The following is a 24726-nucleotide window of genomic DNA, read 5'->3' on the forward strand; positions in this document are numbered from 1 at the left end:
CTGACTCGCGACCATGGCCGTCTACTCATTGTGGAATGCTTGCCATGGAATCGTTGCTGCCGTTTTTGCTGTTCTCCTTCGTTGCCTCGATCACTCCCGGGCCGACCAATATTCTGGTGATGAGCTACAGTTCGCGGCGCGGCCTGACGGCGACGCTGCCGATCATTTTCTTCGCCTGTCTGGCGGCAACTTTGGTGGTGTTGGCCGTGGGCCTCGGGCTGGGCGAAACACTGCTGCAATTCCCCCGTGTGCAACAGCTGATGGCGTGGGCCGGGGTGCTCTGGTTGAGCTGGCTGGCCTGGCAGATCTTCCGCAGCGCGCCGCCATCGCTCGAGCCACAAACTGCGCGCGATGACGAGCTCAGCGCATTCGGCGCCGCCCTGCTGCAAGTGATCAATCCCAAGGTGTGGATGATGGCGATTGCGGTGGCCAGCGTGTTTGCCGGCAGCGGTGACAAGACGCTGCGGATGCTGGTGTTGTCGCTGGCGTTTCTATTGGTCTGCCTGCCATGCATGACCCTTTGGGCGCTGCTTGGTGTGGGCAGTGCGCGGGCGTTGAGTTCGCCACAGGCATTCAAACGCATGAACACGGGGTTGGCAGTTTTGCTGCTGGTGTCGGCGTGGCTGACTGTGTTGGTTTAGGCTTCATTGCCGGTCACTTGCACTTGGCCAAGACCACCTGACAGGTGTTCGGCGTCCCTCCGGACCTGCCGGCGTAGCGCATGCAGTTACTCAGTGATTTTTTGCGTGCCACGCTCAGAGTCGCCCCCCACGCCAGACCGCCCTCGCCCACTGTCGGTAGCGCTTTGGCGTAACAGCTGTCGCCGACGTTCGAGGCTGAGTAGTGAGCGGATTTTCGAGTGCATCCAGCTGTGAACATCACGCTGATGATGAGCATCGAGGGCAGGATCCACTTGCGTCGTGATTGGGTGTTCATCCGGTCCGCCTCTGGAATACGTGATTCTTAAGACAAAGTTTAGATCTTCTTCCACACACGCAGAGCAAAATCAAAAGATCGTCCGATCGCGGCCCGAGCGTGCCGCAGCTCCTACATTGGAATGATGTACACCCAGTGGAGCTGCGGCACGCTGCGATCTTTTGATCTTTTGATCTTTGGCGATTAAGAGGCCTGACGAGCCGTCAACGCCGCATACCCATTCATCAAGTTGCGATAGTTCGGGATCCGCTGCGACAGCAGATTGCCCAGCCCTTCAATATCGTTGCGCCAGTCGCCCTGCAACTCACAGGCCACCGAGAACCAGTTCATCATCTGCGCGCCGGCCTGAGTCATGCGGTTCCATGCGGCCTGTTGCACGGTGGTGTTGAAGGTGCCGGAAGCATCGGTAACCACGAACACATCAAAGCCTTCCGCCAGCGCCGAGAGTGTCGGGAACGCTACGCACACGTCTGTCACTACGCCAGCAATGATGATCTGTTTGCGGCCGGTGGCTTTGATCGCTTTGACGAAGTCTTCGTTGTCCCACGCGTTGATCTGGCCTGGGCGAGCGATGTATGGCGCATCCGGGAACATTTCTTTGAGTTCCGGCACCAACGGGCCGTTCGGGCCTTGTTCGAAACTGGTGGTGAGGATAGTCGGCAGGTCGAAGAACTTGGCCACATCGGCCAGGGCCAGCACGTTGTTCTTGAACTCGTTCGGCGAGAAGTCTTGAACCAGTGAAATCAGACCGGTCTGGTGGTCGACCAGCAGTACCACGGCGTCGTCTTTGTTCAGGCGGTTGTAGGTTGCAGTGCTCATGTTTGAATCCCTTTTCAAGTTATGGAAGTTTGGTTGCGTTCAACATGGGCACAGATTAATGACTCCTCCGTCGGGGATAAATCGCCTGAAAAGTGTTTGACTGTCAACCTGAGCAGGACAATGCAAGTAGACGCAGCCAAAAAACTGAATCTCTCCCCAAAACAAAAAAGCACCCGAAGGTGCTTTCTTGTGAGCGCGATTAGCCGGATTAACCCGTCACACCGCCGCGCGCTGCATGCAGCTTTTTATAGCTGTCGATCAGGCGCAGATGGCGATCCAGGCCTTCCAGCTTGATGCTGGTCGGCGTCAAGCCGTAGAAGCGCACGCTGCCGTCCACCGAGCCAATCGCGGCGTCCATGCGCTCGTTGCCGAACATGCGGCGGAAGTTGGCTTCGTAGTCTTCAAGCTCCAGATCGTCGTCCAGGCCTATCTCCAGCACCGCGTTCACAGCCTGGTAGAACAAGCCGCGCTCGACAGTGTTGTCGTTGTACTGCAGGAACATTTCCACGACTTCCTTGGCCTCTTCAGTTTGGCCAAGGGCGAGCCAGATCAGCAGTTTCAGCTCAAGAATCGTCAACTGACCCCACGCAGTGTTGTCGTCGAATTCGATGCCGATCAGCGTGGTGATGTCGGTGTAATCATCCAGTTCGCTCTCGACCAGACGCTCGACCAGTGCCGCGAGTTCAGCGTCGTCGAGGCTGTGCAGGTTGAGGATGTCGGCGCGGAAGAACAGCGCTTTGTTGGTGTTATCCCAGACCAGATCTTCGACCGGGTAGATCTCCGAGTAGTCCGGCACGAGGATGCGGCAGGCTGTGGCGCCGATGTGCTCGTAGACCGCCATGTAGACTTCTTTGCCCATGCCTTCGAGGATGGCGAACAGGGTCGCGGCTTCTTCGGCGTTGGAGTTTTCGCCGTTACCGGTGAAGTCCCACTCGACAAACTCGTAATCCGATTTGGAGCTGAAGAAACGCCACGACACCACGCCGCTGGAGTCGATGAAGTGCTCGACGAAGTTGTTCGGCTCGGTGACTGCGTGACCTTCAAAAGTCGGCTGCGGCAGATCGTTGAGGCCTTCGAAACTGCGGCCTTGCAGCAGTTCGGTGAGGCTGCGCTCCAGCGCCACTTCGAAGCTTGGGTGCGCGCCGAACGAGGCGAACACGCCGCCAGTGCGCGGGTTCATCAAAGTCACGCACATTACCGGGAATTCACCGCCCAGCGACGCGTCCTTCACCAGCACCGGGAAGCCCTGCTCTTCCAGGCCTTGAATGCCGGCGAGGATGCTCGGGTATTTGGCCAGCACTTCTGCGGGTACGTCCGGCAGCGCGAATTCGCCTTCGATGATTTCGCGTTTGACCGCGCGCTCGAAGATCTCCGACAGGCACTGTACCTGCGCTTCTGCCAGCGTATTGCCGGCGCTCATGCCGTTGCTGAGGAACAGGTTCTCGATCAGATTCGACGGGAAGTACACCACTTCCTTGTCGGACTGACGCACGAATGGCAGCGAAACGATGCCGCGCGCTTCATTACCGGAGTTAGTGTCGAACAGATGCGAGCCACGCAGATCGCCTTCGCGGTTGTAGACTTTCAGGCAATGCGCGTCGAGAATTTCTACCGGCAGTTCATCGTTAGGGCCGGGCTGGAACCAGCGCTCGTCCGGGTAATGCACGAACGGCGCGTTGGCGATGTCTTCGCCCCAGAACTGATCGTTGTAGAAGAAGTTGCAGTTGAGCCGCTCGATGAATTCGCCGAGCGCCGAGGCCAATGCGCCTTCCTTGGTCGAGCCCTTGCCGTTGGTGAAGCACATCGGCGAGTGCGCATCGCGAATGTGCAGCGACCACACGTTGGGCACGATATTGCGCCACGAAGCGATTTCGATCTTCATGCCGAGGTCGGCGAGGATGCCCGACATGTTGGCGATGGTCTGCTCCAGCGGCAGGTCCTTGCCGGCAATGAACGTGCTTGCGCCGGATGCCGAGGCCGGCATCAACAAGGCCTGGGCGTGGGCGTCGAGATTTTCCACTTCTTCAATGACGAACTCAGGCCCGGCCTGCACCACTTTCTTCACGGTGCAGCGGTCGATGGAGCGCAGGATGCCCTGACGATCTTTGTCGGAGATGTCTGCCGGCAGTTCGACCTGAATCTTGAAAATCTGGTTGTAGCGGTTTTCCGGATCGACAATGTTGTTCTGCGACAGCCGGATGTTGTCGGTCGGAATATTGCGCGTGTCGCAGTACAACTTCACAAAGTAAGCCGCACACAACGCCGACGAAGCCAGAAAGTAATCGAACGGCCCCGGCGCCGAGCCGTCACCCTTGTAGCGGATGGGCTGATCGGCGATCACCGTGAAGTCGTCGAACTTGGCTTCAAGTCGAAGGTTGTCGAGAAAGTTGACCTTGATTTCCATGCGGGAATACCAGAATAGCGAGCTACGAATTGGCCGCCATTATCCGGTTTTTCCGCTTGAAGTCTTGTGCTTTCCTGAATTCACCGCTGAATGACAGCGGTGAATTCAGGTGTTCAGCGCTTTAAAACGCCGGAACCACTTAGCCGTCATAGCGCTCCAGGATGAAGTTTTTCACCTTACTCGTTTCACGATGGATTTCCTTCGAAGCGTTTCAGGGAGAAAGACGAGAGATCAAGGTCGGTGGTGCCGCGTATGCACCATTGGGCAAAGGCTTCGCCGAGTGCCGCCGAATGTTTGAAACCATGGCCGGAACAGGCCGACACCAGCAAGGTATGTTGCAACAAAGGATGCTCGTCGATGATGAAATGCCGGTCCGGCGTGACGGTGTACGCGCAGACCGCCGACTTGAGCACCTTGTCAGTAACTCCGGCGATGCGGCCCTCAACTTGTTGCGCGTACATGTCGCGCTGCTCTGCCATCGAGACCGTACGGTCAAGCGTGTCGGGCGACGATGCCGTGTGGTATTGCGCGGTGGCGACTTTGAGACTGCCCTCGCCCGGTTGGGCCGGGAAGCCGTAGTTGACGCTGTCGTCACCCTTGCCGTGGGTGAAGATGAAGGTGGGCGAACTGCCGACCAGATCGGCATCAGGCTCCAGCTCAAACCAGAACAGTTTTTGTCGATAGACCTTGAGCAACCCGTCCAGCGGATCACCGACCAGTCCACCCATCCAGTTGCCCGCGCTGATCACCAGTTTGTCAGCCTGCAACGTGCGCTGGTTGGTGGTGACGCTGACGCCCTGCTCGTCCGAACTGATCTCGGTAACAATCTCGCCTATGAATAAAGTCGCGCCAAGTTGCTCCGCCAACTTCAGTTGCACATCGATGCAGCGCTCGGGCCGCACGAAACCGCCGCCCGGTTCGAAGTAGCCGACGGCGCTGTCATGCACCTCGGCGAACTGCGCGAAGCGCTGGCGAATCTGCGTGGCATCCAGCACTTCATGTTCGATGCCGTAGGTCTGTGCCAGGCCGATGGTGCGCAGGGTGAAATCGGTTTGATCGGCTGGATCGAAGTCCGGGCTTGAGGTCAGCACCAGCAAACCGGACTGCTCGAACAGAGACTCGCCGGACTGCGCCTCAAGTTCACGCCAGATACGGTGCGAGTTACGCACGATCGGCACGTACTGCGCGCCTTCGCCCACCGACAGCCGGGTGATGCGCGTGTCGCCATGGCTTGAGCCGAAAGTATGCGGCGGGTGATGACGGTCGATGCCGGCGACTTTTACCCCGGCTTTGGCTAATTGATAAACCGTCGCCGCGCCCATGGCTCCCAAGCCGATTACCAGTGCTTCAAATCGTTCAGACATCAATGCTCGCCCAAGCAGAAAACCGCCAGTTGAGAGGAAATCCTTATAAAAAACAACGCACAAATGGGCATATCCATATGCCATTGCCGCGTTAGTCGAACTGGTTAGTAACAGGATCAACCAAGGCGCATGTGCAGTTCGTGCTCAACTATGCGGTGCGAAACGGCAGAGGTTGATCGATTGCGGAGCGTTTGCTCCGCAGTGATCGGAACCGCGCCCCGTTTTTCTCACGCAAGCGCTTACCTAGCATGGCTCCACTTATTATTGTGGAGCTATGCCATGCACGATTTATCCGCACTTCCCGCCACCGCGCCGCTTGCACGGGAGGTGCCCTCCTCCTGGCGCGACTGGCTGTCGGTGTACTCGGTGGCCCTCGGCGCTTTTGCCTTTGTCACTACCGAATACCTGCCGGTCGGCGTGTTGCCGCAGATTGCCGATCAACTCGACGTCACCGAAGGCGTGGCCGGGTTGATGGTTACGGTGCCGGGGATTGTTGCGGCGGTGGCGGCACCAGCAATCATGCTCGGCGCCGGCCGCATGAACCGGCGCCGGTTGTTGCTGTTGTTGACGCTGCTGCTAGTGGTTTCAAATCTGGTGTCGGCAGTTTCGCCGTCGTTGCCGTTCATGCTGTTGGGCCGCGCACTGCTGGGCGTGGCCCTGGGTGGGTTCTGGGCGGTAGCGATTGCCGTTGCCGGGCGTCTGGTCGAGCCGTCGAAAGCGGCCAAAGCCACGGCGCTGATCTTTGCCGGGATTACCTTGGCGACGGTGTTTGGCGTGCCGTTCGGGACGTTTGTCAGCACTCTGTTTTCGTGGCGTGTGTCGTTCGCGGTGGCGGCCGCTCTGGCGTTGATTGCACTCGTCGCGCAGGCGCTGACGTTGCCGTCATTGCCCTCCAGTGAAGGCTTGAAAATGCGCGCACTGTGGGCCTTTTTGTCGCGCAGCAACGCGCGTCGCAGCATGCTCTTGCTGGCTACCGTGGTGGCCGCGCATTTTACCGCTTACACCTACATCGCTCCATTCCTTGGACACGAGGCCGGTTTCTCGCCGAGAGAGACTACCGCGATTCTATTGGGCTTCGGGCTGGCCGGCATGCTCGCCAATTTCGCCATGGCCGGCACCATCACCACGCATTTACGCGCCTCGCTGGGCGCGGTGGTAGTGCTGATGGTGATCGCGCAACTGGCCTTGCCACAGTTGCAGGGTTGGAGCGTGACGTTGGCGGTGTTGCTGTGGGGCATCGCGTATGGGACAATTCCACTGGGCGTGAGCAGCTGGATGCAACTGACTTCACCGAAGTTGCCTGAGGCGAGTTCGGCGATGCTGGTGACCATGTTCCAGGTGGCGATTGCCTCGGGTTCGCTGGCCGGCGGGCTGGTGGTCGATCATGCCGGCGTGTCTGCAGTGCTGTGGCTGGCGGCGGCGATTGGCGCGCTCGGGCTGGTAGTGATGCTCAGCTTCGGCCTGAGCAAAGCGCCTATTGCCGAGACCCTGCAACGCTGATTTCAGCCCTTCAATATGTTGTCTTTGAAATAGTCGATCAACACTCGCAGCCTCGGTGCCGTCTGCTTCGACGCAGGCCAGAGCATCCACAGGTTGCCGGTGTGATCGGTGTAATCCCCCAGCACCACCTTCAGCCGGCCATCGGCCAACGGCTCGCGGATTGAAAAATCCGGCAGACACGCAATCCCCACCCCATCCAGTGCCAGGTACATCAGCGAGTCCGTCGTGGTGCTGGTCAATGCACGCGTCAGGTTTGGCTCGATGTGCGTATCACCGACGCGCAGCGGCCAGCGCTCGATCATCCCGGTCGCAGGAAACTTGTGCAGCAGGCACACGTGGCGACTCAGATCGTCCGGGTGCGCCGGCTCGCCATTGCGTTCGAGGTAGGCTGGGGACGCCACCAACTGCAATTGAAATCCGCCGAGCTTGCGCGCCATCAGCCGCGAGTCCTGCGGCGCGCCGGTACGGATCACTGCGTCGAAGCCTTCCTCGATCACATCGACCATGCGGTCGGACATGTCAAGGTCCAGCTCGATATCCGGGTAGGCGCGCATGAAACCGGCGAGCACCGGCATGATCAACACGTTCTGAATCGGCACGCTGATGCGCACCTTGCCACGCGGTGTAGCGGACAGTTCCAACAACTCCATTTGTGCGGCTTCGACTTCGCTGAGGATGCGTTTGCAACGGTCGAGAAACAGCTCGCCTTCGGTGGTCAGGGTCACGCTGCGGGTGCTGCGATGAAACAGCCGCACACCGAGGCGTTCTTCCATGCGCGCGACGCTTTTGCCCACCGCCGAAGCGGAGATCTCCAGCAAACGCCCGGCCTCGGTAAAGCTGCGGGTTTCGGCCACCTGAATGAAGGTGGTGATACCGCTGAGGCTGTCCATCATGGAAGGTGTGCTCGGTGCAGGGGGAGATCAGGCAGAGTAGATGTGCAAGGGCCATTTGCAAAGCGGAGGATTTTGGAGCGAGGGGATGCCAATCGCTAGCAGGCTAGTTCCCACAGTAGAACTGAGTACATCTCCAAGAGACTGCTCGTCTGTCAGGCCGCCATCGCTGGCAAGCCAGCTCCCACAGAATCTACAGCCACCCGAAAACCGCACTTCGCTTTCCACCACTCAACACAATGAGCGTTAGCTCGAGTACCGCTCTTGATCTCGAGCGCCCGTCGGCAGGCTGAGCGGAGGGATTGATCCGGGGGTGGGAGCGCAGCGACCGTTTGGCGCAGCCAAACACATCGAGAGGAGGTGCAGCGCAGCAAACCGGAGGCGATGCCCCCGGATCAATCCCGCAGCGAAGGAACCCGAGCCACAGCGAGGGCCGAACGTCAGGGTAAAGCCTTTTGGGTTACCTTTTCGCTGGGCCGGCATCCCGGCGTCTGGAAAAGGTGACCCGCCGTAAGGGCGGAATCCCAAGCAGCCATAACCGCAGCAACGGATATGCACCCACCGTTTCAGACATTTAACTCCCCCTCCATCGCCCGATCGACTACCATGCCGCCGCCGGTTTCCAAATGGGATTAATAGGGAATCCGTAGCGCCTCACGAGGCGTGAAACGGAACTGCCCCCGCAACTGTAGATGCCGAGCCTGCTCCTTTTCTGCCACTGGATTTATGTCCGGGAAGGCTTGGAGCGTGGCGACGACGCATCAGTCAGGAGACCTGCCGGCCATGCAATATCACTAACCGGCGGGGTGTCCGGGAAGGACATCGCTGCCGTGCGCAATTTCCTCTTCGACCGGCCCTACCCTGCTCCTGCGGCAGCGTTCGATGTGTTTCCAGTCCGTACCCCTGCTCCGTGTACGGTTCCAATGGAGATGCATCATGCTGCTGGCCCGCGTTACTGCGCTCATCACCGGACTTGGCGTCTGCGCCCTCGCCCACGCCGCCCCGACTCACTACCCGCTGACGCTGGAAAACTGCGGCAGCAGCCTGAATTTTCAGCATGCCCCGAGCGGCACCGTAACCGTCGGCCAGGCCGCTACCGAAATGCTTTACGCCTTGGATCTGGGCGACAAAGTGTTGGGCACTTCAGTCTGGTACAACGATGTGTTGGCCAAGTACCAAGCACAAGATCAGCGGATCGAACGGCTGGCCGACAACGAGCCGAGTTTCGAAGCGGTGATCGCCAAGCGCCCGCAACTGGTCGCGGTTGAACTGGAGTGGATGGTCGGCGCGCAAGGCGCTGTCGGCACCCGCGAGCAGTTTCACGAGCTGAAAATCCCAACCTACCTGATGCCCTCCGATTGTGAAGCGAAGAACAATCTGGTCGGCGCTGACGGCACACGTCTTGCCCCATTCCACATCGACAGCATTTATAAAAGCGTCAGCCAGTTCGCCGAGATTTTCGACGTGCAGGAGCGTGGCGAGAAGCTCAACGCCGACCTCAAGGCCAGCCTCGCCAAATCGATCGCCACGGCTAAACAGCACGAGCACCAACATGAGCAACAACAGGCCAGCGCATTGGTCTGGTTCTCCAGTGCGGAGCTGGAGGTCGATCCGTTCGTGGCCGGACACAAGGGTGTTCCCGAGTTCATGCTCGAGACGCTTGGCGTGCGCAACATCGTGCAGTCCGATGAAGAATGGCCAACTGTCGGTTGGGAAACCATCGCCAAGGCCAATCCGACCTTTCTGGTGATCGCACGTATGGACCGCCGGCGTTTCCCGGCAGATGACTATCAGAAAAAACTCGAGTTTCTACGCAACGATCCGGTCACGCGCAACATGGACGCAGTGAAAAACAACCGCATCATCATCCTTGATGCCATGGCCATGCAGGCCAGCCTGCGCATGTTCGATGGTCTGGAACAACTGGCCTCGGCCATCAACGGCTACGACCTGAGCAAATGACTGCGATCGTGTTGCGAATCCTGTTGGCGCTCGGCGTTTTGCTGATCGCCGTACTCGCCGGAGTGTCCATCGGCGAAACCGCTATCGCGCCGGGCGTGGTGTTGCAGACGCTGGCCAACAAGCTGTGGGCCGCGGGTTATGCGCTGGATCCGATTGATCAAGGCATCGTCTGGAATTATCGCCTGACCCGCGCACTGGTGGCTGCCGCGTGTGGCGCCGGACTCGCGACTTGCGGGGTGATCCTGCAATCGCTGCTGCGCAATCCGCTGGCCGATCCGTACCTGTTGGGAATCTCCGCTGGCGCCTCGACCGGCGCAGTGATGGTCACGCTGTTGGGCGTTGGCGCCGGTTTGATTTCATTGTCGGCGGGCGCGTTTGTCGGGGCCGTTGCGGCGTTCGGGCTGGTGATTCTGCTGGCGCGCGCCAGCGGCACCGCGAATGGCACCGGGCAGATTATTCTGGCCGGGATCGCTGGCTCACAACTGTTCAATGCGCTCACCGCGTTTCTGATCACCAAGTCGGCCAGCTCCGAACAGGCGCGCGGCATCATGTTCTGGCTGCTGGGCAACCTTAGCGGCGTGCGCTGGCCTTCGGTGTGGCTGGCGATGCCGGTGGCGGTGCTGGGCCTGGCGGTGTGTCTGTGGCATCGGCGGGCGCTGGATGCGTTTACCTTTGGTGCCGACTCGGCGGCTTCGCTGGGCATTCCGGTGCGCCGCGTGCAGTTTGTGCTGATCGGTTGCGCGGCGCTGGTGACCGCAGTGATGGTCTCGATTGTCGGCTCGATCGGTTTTGTCGGGCTGGTGATTCCGCATGCCGCGCGGCTGATGCTCGGCACCAGTCACGGTCGCTTGCTGCCGGCAAGTGCGCTGGGCGGCGCGGTATTTCTGATTGCAGCGGACGTGCTGTCGCGCACCCTGATCAAAGGTCAGGTAATTCCGGTTGGCGTGGTGACGGCACTGGTCGGCGCGCCGGTGTTTGCGCTAATTCTGATTGCCCGGAGAAACGCGCGATGAGCGTACTCAGTTGCTCCGATCTGGCGTTCAGGGTGCGTGACGCGCAGTTGTTGCACGGGATCAATCTGGACGTCCAGCGCGGGGAAACGCTGGGCATCGTCGGGCCGAATGGTTCGGGGAAATCCACATTGCTGAAGCTACTTGCCGGGTTGCGTGTTCCCTCCGCGGGCGCGGTTCAACTTGAAGGTCAATCCATTGGTCGCTTGTCCCGGCGCGACATCGCGCAACGTCTGGCAGTGGTCGAACAACAGGCCGATACCGACGATGCGATCCGCGTGTTCGACGCCGTCGCGCTCGGTCGCACACCGTGGCTGTCGGCCCTGAGCCCGTGGTCAACCGCCGACGATGCAATCGTCCACCAGGCGCTTCACGATGTGGACGCCACACACCTGAGCACCCGCACCTGGCGCAGCCTGTCCGGCGGCGAGCGCCAGCGCGTACACATCGCCCGAGCGCTGGCCCAGCGTCCGCAGATCCTGCTGCTCGACGAGCCGACTAATCACCTGGATATCCAGCATCAACTGGCGATTTTGAATGTGGTTCAAGCGTTGCCGGTGACTACGCTGATTGCGCTGCACGATCTGAATCAGGCGCTGACCTGCGACCGCCTCGCTGTACTCGAACGCGGGCGTCTGGTGGCGCTGGGCAAACCGTTGGAGGTCCTGACTCCGCAACGTCTGCTCGACACCTTCGCGGTGCAGGCGCATTACCTGACCGATCCGTTTGATGGGGCGCAGATCCTGCGTTTGCGCTCGGTCTGATCACAGCGGCAGACGACTCTCCATGTGGGTCGTCTGCCAGAGCGGATCGGCCTCGACATCGATCACCTCAAAACCCTGCCGCAGCCAGAAATCAATCGCGCCCGGCAGGAACGGATGAGTGTGCAGATAGACCACCTCCACCCCGTTCTCCACCGCCAGCGCTTTCAACGCCCGATAGAGCTTGCCGGCCAGTCCCGAACGACGAAACGCGGGCAGGACGAAAAGCCGCACCACTTCCACGACGTTCAGTTGCTGATAATCAAACTGCGAAAAACGTCCGTCGTAGGGCAGATAGCCGATCGAGGCGACAATCCGTCCTCCGTCACGCGCCACCAAAAACGCGCCTTCGCCGCGCAAGTAAATTTCTTCAAATTTTTGCAGATCGACCGGGATTCCAGTCGCGCTCAGCTTCGGAAACAGCTCGGCGCGTGCTTGCAGCACAAACTCCAGAACCTCAGGAATGTCGGAGGCGTTCACGGCCTCGATGGTGGTTTTATCAGTCATGCACCCGCCATGATGGGTTGATTGAGATTGCCTTGTATCCACACTGAAACGTATGTTTCGCAAAATGCTATAGCAATTCTCTGTAACCAAGGCGTTCCCGGAGTTCATTTGACAGGGCGATCAGGCATGACCAGTGACCGTTGCATCGATCATAGAAGCAGCGCGGCATCGGTGTTTCTGATTTTTCTGCGCCTGGGCCTGACGTCTTTCGGCGGTCCCGTCGCGCACCTCGGTTACTTTCGCGATGAATTCGTCACCAGACGGCGCTGGCTGAGTGAACGCAGCTACGCAGATCTCGTTGCGCTCTGCCAATTTCTGCCGGGGCCTGCGAGCAGTCAGGTCGGGATCGCCTTGGGCCTGTCACGCGCCGGCTACCGTGGCGCGCTGGCTGCCTGGGCCGGCTTCACCCTGCCCTCGGCCGTCGTGCTGATTGCGTTCGCGCTGGGCATTTCGCATTACGGTTCGGTGCTCTCGCCCGGCGCATTGCACGGCCTAAAAGTGGTCGCCGTTGCGGTGGTTGCGCAAGCGGTGTGGGGGATGGCGCGACACCTGTGCACCGACGTGATGCGGGTCAGCATCATGATCATTGCGGCGTGCGTTGCCTTGTTTGCACCGTCAGCATTGGGACAGATCAGCGTGATTGTCGGCGCAGGCATCTTGGGACTGCTGATATTCAAACCGGGGCCGATTGCCGAGCATGAACCGCTGCCGATCATGATCAGCCGGCGTGCGGGTGCGATATGGCTTGCGTTGTTTTTCGTATTGCTGGCGGGGTTGCCACTGCTTGCCTACGCGCTGCCCAATCAGACTGTCGCAGTGGTCGACGCCTTTTATCGCGCAGGCGCGCTGGTGTTTGGCGGAGGGCACGTGGTGTTGCCACTGCTGCAATCACAAGTGGTGCCAGCCGGATGGGTGAGCAACGAAGTTTTCCTCGCCGGTTACGGCGCGGTGCAAGCCATGCCCGGGCCCTTGTTCACGTTTTCGGCATTCCTTGGCGCATCGATGAGTACCGCTCCATCTGGCTGGCTCGGTGGTCTGATCTGCCTGCTGGCGATTTTCGCGCCGTCGTTTTTACTGATCATGGGTGCGTTGCCGTTCTGGGAGCAATTACGTCGCAACCGGCGTACGCAGTCCGCCCTTGCCGGGGTGAATGCGGCGGTGGTCGGGCTGCTGCTGGCGGCGCTGTATCAGCCGGTCTGGACCAGTGCGATTGTTCAGGTGCAAGACTTTGGCCTCGCACTGCTCGCACTGGTGGCGCTGATGTTCTGGAAGCTCCCGCCGTGGCTGGTGGTCGTCACAAGCGGGATATTGGGGTGGGGTTTAAGCGTTGTGGCATGAGTCACGGCGAGGTCAGTGTCACCACGTAATTTCCCGAGCGGATCGGCTTTCCAGCGCCGTCGACCAACTGATACTGCTGGTCAGAGTAGCGAGTACCTTCGCCACTCTCGGCGATCAGTCTGACATTGACTGCAGAACGCCTCAGCGCCGTGACCGAACGCACGGGCTCGACGCTGCGCGCACTGACAGCGCCGCCACGCGCCGGGGTTGCGCAGCCGTTGAGTTCGAAGGTCGAACTTGTCCCGGCGTTAAACGTACATCCCGGTTCCACGATGCTGCCGGTGAAATGGATGACACCCTGGCTGGACGGGGCCGCCGCCAGACAGCTGCCACTCAGTGCGGATAACAGGCTGATACCGACCGACAGACGATTCAAGTTCATAGCCAACACTCCGTGAGGTATATGGAGTGCATCGACAGGTTTGCCCAGAAACTTGAGTCTTTTAACGTTGTTTGTTGGAAACGGTTAACGGCACGTCAAGTCAAGCCGGGTGACCGACCACCTGGATCTGCGTCAGCCCCATCAGCTCAGCCTGCTCCAGAATCTCCTCCGGCGTTGCGTCCGCACTCGGCATGATCAGACTGTTTTCGCCATCCCCGAAATGCAGTTGCAACAGGTGCATCGCGGCTTCGTGGTCGGACAGTTCAGTAGGTTCCAGCTCAAAAGAATGCGTGCGCGGTTCGCCGTTGAACAGGTATTCGACAGTGACATTGTGCATGGAATGGATCCTCGTGAAGGGAAGAGAGCAACTGAATATGCTGACTTGATGGTCAGCGTTTTAGTTCAGCTGCTATGTTTGCCCTCTTCGATATTCCGGCGTGAGCCGCACGACCTTGAGACGCCTATGATGATGCGCAAACCGCTTGTACAGATTGATGTGAGCAAGGAATATCCAGCGCTCGTTCCGGATCTGGTGTTCGACTAAAGGCTTTTTGCATATGTTTAACCGCAGGCAAGCGCTTTAGCAGTTCATCCAAAACCGGCACAATCTCCGGCTTTTTCAAGACAGGAAAGCTTCATGCAACGGATTGTGATTCTGGGCAACGCGGGCAGCGGCAAATCCACCCTCGCCCGCGCGCTCGGCAAGCGTCTGGACCTGCCGGTCATACACCTCGACACGCTGTTCTGGGAACCCGGCTGGGTCGAACCCGACGCTGAGCAATTTCGCGCAAGGGTTCGCGAAGCAATCGCCGCCGATAACTGGGTGTGTGAAGGCAACTATGCGCGGCGCACCTTCGAGTTGCGCCTGCCGCGTGCCGACCTGATTATCTGGCTCGACACCCCGCGGCTTACCTGTTTCTGGCGGGTGATCGTGCGCAGCGTCATGAACCGCCCTCGCGCGGATCTTGCCGCTGGTTGCACAGAGAAACTCGACCGGGAATTCCTGACCTTTCTCAAGTTCGTGTGGACTTTTGATCGTGGCTATCGGCCGGGCATCGACGCAGTGCGCTTGGCCGTCGGCCCCGACGTTCCCGTAGTGCATTTACGCGGTACTGGGCAAATCGCGGCGTTTGTCGCGAGCTTGCCGGCTGCTGATTTCATCAATGACCCCTTGTCCGCCCCACAATCAACCGACAGAATCGGCGCCTAGCCCAGCAAGCAACCGATGAGGTCTGTGTCATGAGCAAAGCGTCTTACGTTCCGCCGCAAGTCTGGAAAAACGACGCGCCGTCTGGCGGTCAGTTCGCCAACATCAATCGCCCGACTGCCGGGCCGACGCATGAAAAAACTCTGCCGGTCGGCAAGCAGCCGTTGCAGCTGTATTCGCTGGCCACACCGAATGGCGTGAAGGTCACGATTCTGCTCGAAGAACTGCTGGCGCTGGGGCATAGCGCGGCCGAGTACGACGCCTGGCTGATCCGTATCGGCGAGGGTGATCAGTTTTCCAGCGGCTTCGTCGAGATCAATCCGAATTCGAAGATTCCGGCGTTGCTCGATCGCAGCGTCGAGCCGCCGATTCGCGTGTTTGAGTCCGGTGCGATCCTGCTTTATCTGGCGGAGAAGTTCGGCGCGTTCCTGCCAACCGATCCGGCCGGTCGTACCGAAACCTTGAACTGGCTGTTCTGGCAAATGGGCGCCGCACCCTATCTGGGCGGCGGCTTCGGGCACTTCTATGCGTACGCGCCGGACAAGCTTGAGTACCCGATCAACCGCTTTACCATGGAAACCAAACGTCAACTGGATGTATTGGATCGACGCCTCGGCGAAAGTCGTTACCTGGCGGGCGACAGCTACAGCATCGCCGACATCGCGGTCTGGCCGTGGTACGGGCAACTGATTCGCAACAATGTCTACTCGGCGGCGGAGTTTCTCTCGGCGCACGAGTACACGCACCTGCAGCGCTGGGCCGAAGAAATTGCCAAGCGGCCGGCGGTGATTCGCGGTCAGCGCGTCAATCGCACGTGGGGCGATGAGGCGAGTCAGGTGCCCGAGCGGCATGAAGCTGCAGATCTGGATTAAATCCCTGCTGATGTCTCACACCTCGCCTGCGTGATTGTGCCCATTTCTGCGCCGAGCACGGCATCGTGTCGGATATCGAACTGATTCGCGCGGATCAGATCAACGAATCCTACGAGCGCCTGCTCAAGGGCGATGTGAAGTATCGCTTCGTGATTGATAACGCGACGCTGGCTGGATAACCCGCGATGCCCATCTGCGGGTGGGCATCAAACCCCGCGCAACGCTTCGATATCACGCTTCGGCGCCGCCCCGAACAGCCGACTGTACTCGCGGCTGAATTGCGACGGACTTTCATAACCGACCTTGAACGCCGCCGTTGACGCATCCTGATGCTCGACCAGCATCAGTCGCCGCGCCTCATTCAGACGCAGCCATTTCTGGTATTGCAACGGGCTCATCGCCGTCAGTTGGCGGAAGTGGTGATGGAAGGTTGGCGCGCTCATCTGCACCCGTGCGGCGAGTTCTTCGATGCGTACCGGTGAGGTGTAATTGACTTTCAGCCAGTCGATGGCTTTGGCGATCCGGTAGCCCTGACCGTCGACGGCGATGATTTGCCGCAACCGCCCCGCCTGATCACTTTGCAGCAGACGAAAGTGAATTTCGCGCTGGATCAGCGGTGCGAGCACCGGGATCGCCTCGGGTTCATCCAGCAGTGCCAGCAGCCGCTCGAATGACTTCAACATTTCCACGGTAACCGTGCCAATCCCCACGCCTTTGGAAACTGCTCGCTCGCGCGCAGGCGGGGTTTCATTCTGCGCCACCAGCTCGGCGAGCATGCGCAGGTCGAGCTTGAACGTCAGCCCCAGACACGGCAGAGCCGGACTGGCCACAAGCACTTCGGAATTTGCCGGCAGGTTCAACGACGTGACCAGAAACCGCGAGGTGTCATAGGGATACCCCTCGCCGCCGACCCACAGCTGCTTCTCGCCTTGCGCGACCAGAATGATGCTCGGCTCGACCATGCACACCACCGGCGCTGATGGCTGTTCGCGGCGGAAGAAGCCAAGCCCGGCAATCGGCATCGGGAAGTCACCCGGTTCTGCAACACGGGCGGCGATGATCTGTGTCAGCGTTTGCACGAGCGCCGTGCGCTGAGTGTCGGTTTCTTGCAGGCTGGTCATTTTCGTTCAATCCCTCTTTGCCTGAACTCTAGCGCCCCCGCGCACATGCGTCGCGCTAAACACTCAAGACTCATAGGATCAGGCAAGCAATCCAGCGCATTGCACTACGGCACGCCTGGCGTGGGCGAGAGAATGTTGGCTCGCCCACTCACTCGAAAGGAATTACCCGTGAAAGGAATTTTGCTGGCCCTCGGGCTGCTTGCGACCTCGTTTTCTTCAATGGGAGCCGACATGTCAAACGGTGCCGACAACTTCTACAAAAGCGATCAGGTGAGCATGGAAAAAGTCACCTTCAACAATCAATACGGCATGCAGGTCGCGGGCAATCTGTTCACCCCGAAAGGCCTGAAACCCGACTCGAAAAATGCCGCCATCATCGTCGGTCACCCCATGGGCGCGGTGAAGGAACAAAGTGCCAACCTGTACGCCACCAAAATGGCCGAACAAGGCTTTGTCACCTTGTCGCTGGACTTGTCGTTCTGGGGCGCCAGCGCAGGTACGCCGCGTCAGGCCGTGTCACCGGATATCTACGCCGAGGACTTCAGCGCCGCCGTGGATTTCCTCGGCACTCGACCGCTGGTTGATCCCCAGCGTATCGGCGTGATCGGCATCTGCGGCAGTGGCAGCTTCGCCATAAGCGCGGCGAAGATCGATCCGCGTATGAAAGCCATCGCCACGGTGAGCATGTACGACATGGGCGCGGCCAACCGTAACGGCCTCAAGCATTCGGTGACACTGGCCCAGCGTCAGAAAATCATTGCTGAAGCAGCCGCGCAGCGTGATGTGGAATTCCAGGGCGGCGCCGTGCGCTACACCGGCGGCACGCCGCTGCAACTGACCGGCAATGCCATCGGCGATGAGTTTTACGACTTCTATCGCACCCCGCGCGGCGAAGTCACCCCGGCCGGCGCCTCGGCGCAGACCACCACCATGCCGACGCTGACCAGCAACGTGAAGTTCATGAACTTCTATCCGTTCAACGATATCGAGAGCATTTCGCCGCGGCCAATGCTGTTCATCGCCGGCGCTGCGGCGCACTCGCGTGAGTTCAGCGAGGACGCCTTTGAACGCGCCGCCGAGCCTAAAGAGCTGGTGATCGTCCCGGGCGCCGGGCACGTGGATCTTTACGATCGGGTCGAGCTGATTCCGTTCGCCAAGTTGACCGCGTTCTTCAAAACTCACCTGAAGTAGCCTGATCGCGGCCTCGCTCGCGAGGCCGCGACGCTTCACGCAATACAGGATTCAAACCATGACCCATTCCCCTCCCGCAACGCCCTCGTATTCCTGGGGCGCTGTCTTCGCCATGTCGCTGGCCGCGTTTGTGCTGGTGGCGTCCGAGTTCATGCCGGTCAGCCTGCTGACGCCGATCGCGGCGGATCTGCACGTCACGGAAGGTCAGGCCGGTCAGGGCATTTCCGTGTCGGGCGTATTTGCCTTGTTCACCAGTCTGTTGATCCCGCTGGTCGCGGCGCGGGTCGGACGCAAACCGCTGCTGGTGTCGCTGACCGTGCTGATGATCGTGTCTGGAACGGTGGTCGCGTTCGCGCCGAACTACACGATATTCATGATTGGCCGTGCGCTGATCGGCGTAGCCATCGGTGGGTTCTGGTCGCTGTCGGCGGCAACGGCAATGCGCCTGGTACCTGACGATCAGGTGACGCGGGCGATGGCCATCGTCAATGGCGGCAACGCACTGGCGACGGTGGTTGCAGCGCCGCTGGGGAGTTTCCTCGGTTCGCTGATCGGCTGGCGCGGCGCGTTCTTTTGCGTGGTGCCGATGGGGCTGATCGCCACGGTCTGGCTGTTGTTCAGCCTGCCGGCAATGAAAGCCCAGGCCAATACTGCTAGCACCAATGTCTTCCGGTTGATGAAGAACGGACCCGTCGCACTGGGCATGATTGCCGTCAGCGTGTTTTTCATGGGCCAGTTCATGCTGTTCACCTACCTGCGACCGTTCCTGGAAACCGTCACTCACGTCAGCGTTTCCATGCTGTCGCTGATGTTGCTGGTGTTGGGACTGGCCGGGCTTGCCGGAACCTTCCTGATCGAGGCCTTCATCAAAAAGGGCCTGCAGCGGACGTTGATCGTGATCCCGATGTTGATGGCGGTGATCGCCATGGCGCTGGTCGCGTTTGGCAGCTCGGCGCTGATCACCACGGTATTGCTCGGCTTGTGGGGACTGGTTGCGACCGCCGCGCCGGTCGGCTGGTGGACGTGGCTGGCGAGGACCTTACCCGATGATGCCGAAGCAGGCGGCGGGCTGATGGTGGCAATCATCCAGCTCGCCATTGCTTCGGGCGCCACCCTTGGCGGGTTGGCTTTCGATACCAGCGGCTACCGTGCAACGTTCGAATTGAGTGCGGTTTTGCTCGGCGTAGCCGCTGTTCTCGCGTTCATGGCCGGACGCGCCGCAACAACGGCATTGAGGCGCGTGGAGTTTGCAGGCGAAAATAGTGTCTAGACCTCATGGTCACCTATTGGATTGAGCAAAATGAACGCGATTCGCCGTCTGTGCCTGGTTCTCGGCGACCAGTTATCGTTTGATCTGGCCTGCTTGCAGGGGCTGGATGCCGAGCGCGACAGGGTGTTGCTGGTGGAGGTCATGGAAGAAGCCAGCCATGTGCCGCACCATCCGCAGAAGATCGTGCTGATCTTCAGCGCCATGCGCCATTTCGCGGAAGAACTGCGCCAGCAGGGTTTTCAGGTGCAGTACGTCACCCTCGATGACCCGCAAAACACCGGTTCGGTGCCCGGCGAGTTACAGCGCTGGCAGGCGCAGACGCGCGCTGAAGAAGTGCACGTAACCGAGTGCGGCGACTGGCGGCTGGAGCAATCGATGAAGGATTGCGGCCTGCCGATCGAGTGGCACGCCGACAGCCGTTTCCTGTGTAGCCGCGACGAATTCGCTGCCTGGGCCAAGGACAAGAAGCAACTGCGCATGGAGTTCTTCTATCGCGAGATGCGTCGCAAAAGCAGGCTTTTGCTCAACGACGACGGTACGCCGGTCGGCGGCGCGTGGAACTTCGATGCGGACAATCGCAAGGCATTGCCCAAGGGCGTGAAGGCGCCCTACCCGGCACGTTTCTCTGCAGATACGATTACCCGCGAGGTCATCGCACTGGTCAAGGAACGTTTCGCCAGTCACTACGGCGCCGTAGACAATTTCGACTACCCGGTGACCCACGCCGAGGCGCAGGAGCTGTGGGCGTATTTCCTCGATTATGCGCTGGCCGGATTCGGCGACTATCAGGATGCGATGGCCAGCAACGAGCCGTTCCTGTTTCACGCACGCATCAGCGCCGCGCTGAATATCGGCCTGCTGGATTTGCGTCAGGTATGCAGCGACGTCGAGTCCGCCTACTGGTCTGGCAGTGTCCCTTTGAACGCGGCTGAAGGCTTTATCCGCCAGTTGATCGGCTGGCGTGAATACGTGCGCGGCGTGTATTGGCTGAAGATGCCGGAGTATGCGAATGGCAACGTGTTCGGCAACAGCCGCGCGCTTCCGGAGTTCTACTGGACTGCTGATACCAAGATGAATTGCATGCGTCAGGCGATTGGCCAAAGTCTGGAGTTCGCCTACGCACATCACATTCAGCGATTGATGGTGACGGGCAACTTTGCCCTGCTCGCCGGCATTGCGCCGAGCGAGATTTGCGAGTGGTATCTGGCGATCTACATGGACGCCTTCGACTGGGTCGAGCTGCCCAACACGTTGGGCATGGTCATGCACGCCGACGGCGGTTATCTGGGTTCCAAGCCATATTGCGCCAGCGGCCAGTACATCAAACGCATGTCGAATTACTGCGGCGACTGCGCGTACAAAGTCACCGAAAGCACTGCTGACAATGCCTGCCCGTTCAATTCCCTGTACTGGCATTTCCTGATGCGTCACGGCGACGTTTTGCGCGGCAATCAGCGCATGGGCATGCTCTACAAAAACCTTGATCGCATGACTGAGGCCAAGCAGCAAGCGCTCTGGCAACGCGGGCAGATGCTGCTGGCGAAACTGGATGCCGGGGAGGCGCTTTGAAGAAAAGCGAACTCCCGGTCAAAACCTGCGTGGTCTGCGGCCTGCCCTTTGCGTGGCGCAAGAAATGGGCGCGCTGTTGGGATGAAGTGCGGTATTGCTCGGAGCGTTGCCGCCGGCATAAAAGTTCGGCGCCGTGAGGTTCACGGCGTCGCGAGGAATTCCTGAAGACTGTTGTGACCGTCCACAATCAGTCCACGGATCAGCGCTTCATACTGCTGCGCAGTCGCCAGGTCGCGCACATCGAAGCTGGCCGACCATTTGATAAAGGATTTTGCCTGGCCGGTGAGTGGCTCAAGCTTCACCGTGGCCACGTAGTTATCCAGCGGGAGCGGCGCCTCTTCGAAGCGATACGACAACGTCAGATGTCGATCATCAACTGCCAGCAAACGCTCTCTGACCACGGCGCCATCGACCAGTACCAGTTTGCGCACGCATCCCACGATGGCGTCAGTCTGATTGCCCTCAATCGTGCTTTGCACAATTGATGGATGCCATTTGTGGATTTCGCCAAACTGCTTCAACACGCTCCATGCGTGTCCTGTATCGCTGTCCAGCACAGCGGAAAATTCGACCCTCGGCACTGTGATTTCCTCCTGATTATTCGGGCGTAAACGCCGCCCCGGCGGACCGGCCATCGGGGCGAACGGACTCAGTTTTCGAACTGGTGATAAACCTTGGCGATGACTTTCCAGCTGCCGTCAATTTTGATCAGGGTCAGGTAATCGTTGTAGTCGGCGCCGATGGCGTCCTGCTCCATATCAACGCGTACCACAGCGGTGGTTGGCGTGATCGCCAGCACGTCGAGTCGGGTAGTGATGTTGGCGGCTTTACCGTTGCTGTCGACGAAATCGAACAGGTTTTTGATCGGGCCGCCGAGCAGTTGGCCGTTGGTGAAACCGTACATCACGGCGTCTTGGTGGAAGGCTTTGGCGATATCGGCCGAGCTACCGACGCGCAGGCCTTCGACGTATTGATTGGCAGTGGCGATGACCGCGTTGTAGTCAGCGGTGGCGACGGCTTTGATGTTCTTGGACATGGTGGTTTCCTTTGGGTGAGCACTCGGGATTGAGTGCTGGAGTTGATGGCCGACTAGCGTTACCAATCCTGGCGCGTCGGCGAGATGATCAGGTCGTTGACCGTTACGTTTTCCGGCTGGTTGAGCGCATAGATCACGGCGCGCGCAATGTCATCGGGCGCGATGGCGATCTTGTTCAGTTCCTGCGCGGCTTTGCGCCCTTCGGGATCGCTGACCTTATCGGCCCAACCGGTGTTGATCACGCCGGGGCTGACGGTGTTGACGCGAATGCCGTGCTGCACGCCGAGCTCTTTGCGCATCGACTCGGTCATGGCCTGGACGAAGAATTTGGTAGCGCTGTACACGCCCGCCGCCGGCCCGACCTGATGGCCGGCCACGGAGTCCATGTTGAGGATCTGCCCGGACTTCTGTTCCAGCATGAACGGCAGCACGCCTGCGATGGCGTTGAGATAGCCTTTGATGTTCACGTCGATCATCTTGTCCCAATCCTGCACGGCCAGATCGACCCAGTTGGAGAACAGCATCAGGCCAGCGTTGTTCACCAGAATGTCGACGGCGCCGTAGGTGTCGTGGGCAAACTGCGCCAGCGTGCTGGTTTGCTCTGGTCGAGTGACGTCGGTGGTGAACGCGAGCACCTCGTGGCCGGCTTCGCGCAGCTCGGCGACGAACGCTTCCAGACCTTGCTGATCAAGCGCCGCGGCCACGACGCGCACGCCATGTGCAGCCAGCGCGCGAGTCGTAGCGGCACCAATGCCGGAGGACGCGCCGGTGACGATGGCGACTTTGTTCTGCAGATAATTCATGTTCAATGTCTCTTCGCGGTGAATTCTGATCGGCCGGACTCAGGCAGCAGCGTTCGGCCAGTCGGTATAACCCTTGGCGCCGCCACCGTAGTAGCTCTCACGCGGGGCGATGGTCAGCTCGATGCCGTGGCGCAGTCGTTGCACCAGATCCGGGTTGGAGATGAACAGGCGACCGAATGCCACCGCGTCGATGCGGCCCTGCGCCCGACGCTCCAGTGCCATGTCCAGGTCGTAGTTGTTGTTGCCGATGAACGCCCCTTCGAACTGCGCGCTCAGTGCGTCCAGATCCACGCCTTCCGGCACGGTGCGCGAGGTGGCAGTGGCGCCTTCGACAAAGTGCAAATAGGCCAGATTGAAGCGATTGAGCTGCTGGATCAGATAGCCGTAAGTCGCCATGACATTGCTGTCGGGCGGCGTATTTCCCGCATCCGGGGTCACTGGCGAAAGACGGATGCCGACCCGATCACTGCCCCAGATCTCAACAACGGCCTCGGTGACTTCCAGCGTCAGACGTGTGCGGTTTTCAATCGAACCGCCGTATTGGTCAGTGCGCTGATTGGTCGAATCGCGCAGAAACTGGTCGAGCAGATAGCTGTTGGCGGAATGCACTTCCACGCCATCGAAACCGGCGCGTTTAGCGTTTTCAGCCGCGTGTTTGTATTGCTCGATGATGCCGGGAATTTCCGAGGTTTCCAGGGCGCGCGGCATTGATACTTCAACAAAGCCGTTTTCGGTGTAGGTGCTGCCCTCGGCTTTGATCGCCGACGGAGCCACCGGCGATTCGCCGTTCGGCTGTAACTCGACGCTGGAAAAGCGACCGACATGCCACAGTTGGCTGACGATTTTGCCGCCCGCCGCGTGGACCGCGTCCGTGACTTTTTTCCAGCCTGCGACTTGCTCCTCGGTCCAGATGCCCGGCGTTTTGGCATAGCCACGCCCTTGCGCAGAAATGTTTGTGGCTTCGGCGATGATCAGGCCGGCGCTGGCCCGCTGGGCGTAATAAGTCGCGTGCAGTTCGTTGGGCACGCCGTCTTCGGCCATACGGCTGCGTGTCACCGGAGCCATCACGATGCGGTTGGCCAATTGCAGCGCGCCCATCTGCGTCGGCGCGAAAAGATCGGTGTTGCGACTGTTATCAATCATGTTGGATTCCTCAAATATTAGACCGGTCGTCTAGTTATCCGGTTAAAAAAAACGCCTCTATACCAGCAGGCGTTTGCTCGTGATCAGTGCGGTTTCAAAGGGGTCGGTGGTCTTCTTGACCTTGACCAGCAACGAAGCACCCAGCCACAGCTGATAGAGCGATTCGGCTAACGAAGCCGCATCCTGGGTCGTTGTCACAGAGCCGTCCGCCATGCCCTGTTCAACACAGCGTTCGATACGCTGGATGATCAGGGCGGTGCCTTCCTCCAGCACCGTGCGCATGTCTTCGGACAAGTCGCAGACTTCCGCGCCGAGTTTCACCACCAGGCATTTCTCCTCGGGGTGATCGAACGCCTGGGTCTTGGCCCAATAGTTCAAGTAGCCCAACAGCCGCTCGGCGCCAGTGCCCTCTGCCGCCATGACGATGTCAACGCGGCCGATGTACTCCTGAAAGTACTCTTCGAGCAGCGCCTGGCCGAATTCCTCTTTCGAACGGAAGTAGTGATAGAACGACCCCTTCGGCACGCCCGCGGTTGTCAGCACTTCCGACAAGCCGACGGCGGTGTAGCCTTTGTTGGTCATCAACGACTTGGCCACATCGATGATGTGCTGTCGCATGTCTTGGATAGGTTTCTTCATGG

The 24726-nt window shown here is 59.7% G+C and carries 26 protein-coding genes, 1 pseudogene and 1 riboswitch; of the genes and pseudogenes, 13 read left to right on the forward strand and 14 right to left on the reverse strand.

Features of this window, described 5'->3' with window-relative positions; all coding sequences use genetic code 11:
- Positions 1-44 precede the first annotated feature (44 nt).
- The gene (locus ACP7BN_RS02410) at positions 45-641 is read left to right on the forward strand and encodes a LysE family translocator (RefSeq protein WP_426201315.1); all 597 of its coding nucleotides are present in this window, start codon (positions 45-47) and stop codon (positions 639-641) included.
- Between the two features lie 13 nt (positions 642-654).
- Here ACP7BN_RS02410 and ACP7BN_RS02415 read toward each other — a convergent pair whose 3' ends face one another.
- From ACP7BN_RS02415 to solA, 4 genes are all read right to left on the reverse strand, one after another.
- Positions 655-936: a hypothetical protein gene (locus ACP7BN_RS02415; RefSeq protein WP_426201317.1), complete on the reverse strand. Its 282-nt coding sequence runs from the start codon at positions 934-936 to the stop codon at positions 655-657.
- Positions 937-1119: 183 nt separating this feature from the next.
- On the reverse strand, positions 1120-1755 hold the full coding sequence (ycaC, locus tag ACP7BN_RS02420) for an isochorismate family cysteine hydrolase YcaC (protein ID WP_420650285.1): 636 nt from the start codon (positions 1753-1755) through the stop codon (positions 1120-1122).
- A gap of 208 nt (positions 1756-1963) precedes the next feature.
- Positions 1964-4159 (reverse strand): OsmC domain/YcaO domain-containing protein, encoded by a 2196-nt coding sequence (locus ACP7BN_RS02425; protein ID WP_426201319.1) that lies wholly within the window; start codon positions 4157-4159, stop codon positions 1964-1966.
- A 185-nt stretch (positions 4160-4344) separates the two neighbouring features.
- A complete protein-coding gene (solA, locus tag ACP7BN_RS02430) occupies positions 4345-5523 on the reverse strand; it encodes an N-methyl-L-tryptophan oxidase (protein ID WP_426201321.1) in 1179 nt (392 codons plus the stop codon).
- Between the two features lie 279 nt (positions 5524-5802).
- Between solA and ACP7BN_RS02435 the strand changes: the two genes are divergently transcribed.
- On the forward strand, positions 5803-7023 hold the full coding sequence (locus ACP7BN_RS02435) for an MFS transporter (protein ID WP_426201323.1): 1221 nt from the start codon (positions 5803-5805) through the stop codon (positions 7021-7023).
- A gap of 2 nt (positions 7024-7025) precedes the next feature.
- Here the strand turns inward: ACP7BN_RS02435 and ACP7BN_RS02440 are convergent, their stop codons facing one another.
- Positions 7026-7913 (reverse strand): LysR family transcriptional regulator, encoded by an 888-nt coding sequence (locus tag ACP7BN_RS02440; RefSeq protein WP_426201584.1) that lies wholly within the window; start codon positions 7911-7913, stop codon positions 7026-7028.
- A gap of 599 nt (positions 7914-8512) precedes the next feature.
- Positions 8513-8709: riboswitch (cobalamin riboswitch) on the forward strand.
- Positions 8710-8849: 140 nt separating this feature from the next.
- Here ACP7BN_RS02440 and ACP7BN_RS02445 point away from each other — a divergent pair.
- The 3 genes from ACP7BN_RS02445 to ACP7BN_RS02455 are packed head-to-tail and all read left to right on the forward strand — an operon-like array spanning position 8850 to position 11649.
- The gene (locus ACP7BN_RS02445; RefSeq protein WP_426201324.1) at positions 8850-9875 is read left to right on the forward strand and encodes an ABC transporter substrate-binding protein; all 1026 of its coding nucleotides are present in this window, start codon (positions 8850-8852) and stop codon (positions 9873-9875) included.
- Between the two features lie 8 nt (positions 9876-9883).
- Complete coding sequence (locus ACP7BN_RS02450) at positions 9884-10888, forward strand: FecCD family ABC transporter permease (RefSeq protein ID WP_426201586.1); 1005 nt, start codon at positions 9884-9886, stop codon at positions 10886-10888.
- Entirely contained in the window at positions 10885-11649 is a 765-nt protein-coding gene (locus ACP7BN_RS02455) for an ABC transporter ATP-binding protein (protein WP_426201326.1), read from the forward strand. The genes ACP7BN_RS02450 and ACP7BN_RS02455 overlap by 4 nt, the downstream gene beginning before the upstream one ends.
- Here the strand turns inward: ACP7BN_RS02455 and ACP7BN_RS02460 are convergent, their stop codons facing one another.
- Positions 11650-12153, reverse strand: a complete 504-nt coding sequence (locus ACP7BN_RS02460) for a GNAT family N-acetyltransferase (RefSeq protein ID WP_426201327.1) — start codon at positions 12151-12153, stop codon at positions 11650-11652.
- Between the two features lie 126 nt (positions 12154-12279).
- Between ACP7BN_RS02460 and chrA the strand changes: the two genes are divergently transcribed.
- Entirely contained in the window at positions 12280-13491 is a 1212-nt protein-coding gene (gene chrA / locus ACP7BN_RS02465) for a chromate efflux transporter (protein WP_426201329.1), read from the forward strand.
- A 1-nt stretch (position 13492) separates the two neighbouring features.
- Here the strand turns inward: chrA and ACP7BN_RS02470 are convergent, their stop codons facing one another.
- Complete coding sequence (locus ACP7BN_RS02470; RefSeq protein ID WP_426201331.1) at positions 13493-13873, reverse strand: type 1 fimbrial protein; 381 nt, start codon at positions 13871-13873, stop codon at positions 13493-13495.
- A 100-nt stretch (positions 13874-13973) separates the two neighbouring features.
- Entirely contained in the window at positions 13974-14210 is a 237-nt protein-coding gene (locus ACP7BN_RS02475; RefSeq protein ID WP_426201333.1) for a hypothetical protein, read from the reverse strand.
- 300 nt (positions 14211-14510) lie between these two features.
- On the opposite strand from ACP7BN_RS02475, the gene ACP7BN_RS02480 reads away from it, so the two are divergent.
- The 3 genes and pseudogenes from ACP7BN_RS02480 to ACP7BN_RS02490 form a co-directional block, all read left to right on the forward strand.
- Complete coding sequence (locus ACP7BN_RS02480; RefSeq protein WP_426201335.1) at positions 14511-15083, forward strand: AAA family ATPase; 573 nt, start codon at positions 14511-14513, stop codon at positions 15081-15083.
- Between the two features lie 29 nt (positions 15084-15112).
- Positions 15113-15952 carry a glutathione-dependent disulfide-bond oxidoreductase gene (yghU, locus tag ACP7BN_RS02485; protein WP_426201336.1) on the forward strand — a complete coding sequence of 280 codons (840 nt, stop codon included), beginning with the start codon at positions 15113-15115 and terminating at the stop codon, positions 15950-15952.
- A 41-nt stretch (positions 15953-15993) separates the two neighbouring features.
- Positions 15994-16131, forward strand: a pseudogene (locus ACP7BN_RS02490) (NAD(P)-dependent alcohol dehydrogenase); the annotation flags it as partial.
- Between the two features lie 27 nt (positions 16132-16158).
- On the opposite strand, the gene ACP7BN_RS02495 reads toward ACP7BN_RS02490, so the two are convergent.
- The gene (locus ACP7BN_RS02495) at positions 16159-17073 is read right to left on the reverse strand and encodes an AraC family transcriptional regulator N-terminal domain-containing protein (protein WP_426201338.1); all 915 of its coding nucleotides are present in this window, start codon (positions 17071-17073) and stop codon (positions 16159-16161) included.
- A gap of 168 nt (positions 17074-17241) precedes the next feature.
- On the opposite strand from ACP7BN_RS02495, the gene ACP7BN_RS02500 reads away from it, so the two are divergent.
- The 4 genes from ACP7BN_RS02500 to ACP7BN_RS02515 are packed head-to-tail and all read left to right on the forward strand — an operon-like array spanning position 17242 to position 21240.
- Positions 17242-18264, forward strand: a complete 1023-nt coding sequence (locus tag ACP7BN_RS02500) for an alpha/beta hydrolase (protein WP_426201340.1) — start codon at positions 17242-17244, stop codon at positions 18262-18264.
- A 58-nt stretch (positions 18265-18322) separates the two neighbouring features.
- Positions 18323-19534, forward strand: a complete 1212-nt coding sequence (locus ACP7BN_RS02505) for an MFS transporter (protein ID WP_426201341.1) — start codon at positions 18323-18325, stop codon at positions 19532-19534.
- Positions 19535-19564: 30 nt separating this feature from the next.
- Positions 19565-21103 (forward strand): cryptochrome/photolyase family protein, encoded by a 1539-nt coding sequence (locus ACP7BN_RS02510; protein ID WP_426201343.1) that lies wholly within the window; start codon positions 19565-19567, stop codon positions 21101-21103.
- On the forward strand, positions 21100-21240 hold the full coding sequence (locus ACP7BN_RS02515; protein WP_426201345.1) for a DUF2256 domain-containing protein: 141 nt from the start codon (positions 21100-21102) through the stop codon (positions 21238-21240). Before ACP7BN_RS02510 ends, ACP7BN_RS02515 begins: the two co-directional genes overlap by 4 nt.
- A 3-nt stretch (positions 21241-21243) precedes the next feature.
- Here ACP7BN_RS02515 and ACP7BN_RS02520 read toward each other — a convergent pair whose 3' ends face one another.
- The 5 genes from ACP7BN_RS02520 to ACP7BN_RS02540 all read right to left on the reverse strand — a co-directional run bounded on the left by ACP7BN_RS02520 (position 21244) and on the right by ACP7BN_RS02540 (position 24724).
- A complete protein-coding gene (locus ACP7BN_RS02520) occupies positions 21244-21684 on the reverse strand; it encodes an SRPBCC family protein (protein WP_426201347.1) in 441 nt (146 codons plus the stop codon).
- A gap of 68 nt (positions 21685-21752) precedes the next feature.
- Positions 21753-22139, reverse strand: coding sequence for a nuclear transport factor 2 family protein (locus ACP7BN_RS02525; RefSeq protein WP_420650265.1), 387 nt, complete (start codon positions 22137-22139; stop codon positions 21753-21755).
- A gap of 59 nt (positions 22140-22198) precedes the next feature.
- Positions 22199-22942 carry an SDR family oxidoreductase gene (locus tag ACP7BN_RS02530; RefSeq protein WP_426201349.1) on the reverse strand — a complete coding sequence of 248 codons (744 nt, stop codon included), beginning with the start codon at positions 22940-22942 and terminating at the stop codon, positions 22199-22201.
- A 39-nt stretch (positions 22943-22981) separates the two neighbouring features.
- A complete protein-coding gene (locus ACP7BN_RS02535) occupies positions 22982-24085 on the reverse strand; it encodes an alkene reductase (RefSeq protein WP_426201351.1) in 1104 nt (367 codons plus the stop codon).
- Between the two features lie 57 nt (positions 24086-24142).
- A complete protein-coding gene (locus ACP7BN_RS02540) occupies positions 24143-24724 on the reverse strand; it encodes a TetR/AcrR family transcriptional regulator (RefSeq protein ID WP_426201352.1) in 582 nt (193 codons plus the stop codon).
- Between the last annotated feature and the right edge of the window lie 2 nt (positions 24725-24726).

The organism is Pseudomonas sp. TWP3-1 (assembly GCF_049896625.1).
In the GTDB taxonomy this organism is placed as follows: Bacteria; Pseudomonadota; Gammaproteobacteria; order Pseudomonadales; family Pseudomonadaceae; genus Aquipseudomonas.